We start from the raw sequence: 1118 nt of genomic DNA on the forward strand, positions 1-1118 counted from the left end.
GTCGTTTTGGTTCAAGGATTGCACTGTTCTCTGATTCGTCAAGCCGTCGATGGGTGACGGCTGTTTTTGCTGGCATGGAGGGGAACGATGTCTGGGCCTGCTGCTCTGATTTACAAACAGTTTGTAAAAGTTACCGATCCGAGAGCTGATCGCGGCAAGAATCATGACCTTCTCGAAATGATTTTTCTGGCTCTCACGGCCACGATTTGCGGAGCCAACAGTTGGGCCGATGTCGAGCGATTCGCCAATGCGAAGCGGGATTGGTTCCGCCGGTACGTCAAGCTAGAGCATGGCGTTCCCAGCCATGACACGTTTGGCCGCGTGTTTGCCCGGCTCGACACAGGCCAGTTTCTTGCTGCCATACACGGCTGGGTCGATCAGCTTGCAGGAACGTTGCGTGGCCAGGGGATCGCCATCGACGGCAAGACGCTGCGCGGTTCGTTCGATCGAGCGGCCGGGCAATCCGCCTTGCACACCATCACTGCGTTTGCGACTCAATCGCGGTTGTGCCTGCGGCAGATGTCGGTCGATCAGAAAAGCAACGAGATTCCGGCCGTGCCTCAGCTTTTGCAACTGCTGGAACTGGCCGGGGCTACGGTCACGCTCGACGCGATGCATTGCCAGGTCGAAACGGCTCAGGCGATTGTCGCTGGCGGCGGCGATTACCTGCTGACCGCCAAGGGGAACCAAGAGACGCTGCATCGAAAGTTGCTCGAGATGTTCGCCGACTTCGGCGAGCGAAATTACCAAGTTCCGGGGCTTCGCAAGCATACGACTCGCGAGCGTTCGCACGGCCGCGAAGAACTTCGCATTTACTACACGATCAAGCCGCCCAAGGACGATGTCTTCGCGCGGTGGCCCAACTTGGGATCGGTGGGGATGGTTTATCGCGAGCGTCAGTCAGGCGGCAAGCAGCAGAGCGAAACGTCTTTCTTTATCAGCAGTCATCCGCCCCGCGTGAAGCACCTGGCCGGGCTGATTCGAGATCACTGGCGAATCGAGAATAGCCAACACTGGGTGCTTGATGTAACTTTTGCCGAAGACGCCAGCCGCATCCGCCGCGGTCAGGCCCCAGAAATCACCGCCGCGTTCCGCCGCCTGGCCCTCAATATTTTAAA

The 1118-nt window shown here is 58.2% G+C and carries 1 protein-coding gene; it reads left to right on the forward strand.

Going from position 1 to position 1118, the window contains the following annotated elements; genetic code table 11:
- Positions 1 to 87: 87 nt before the first annotated feature.
- Positions 88 to 1118, forward strand: a 1031-nt coding sequence (locus DTL42_RS09665; RefSeq protein ID WP_114368529.1) for an ISAs1 family transposase, incomplete at its 3' end; no start/stop codon positions are given.

The organism is Bremerella cremea (assembly GCF_003335505.1).
Lineage (GTDB): Bacteria > Planctomycetota > Planctomycetia > Pirellulales > Pirellulaceae > Bremerella > Bremerella cremea_A.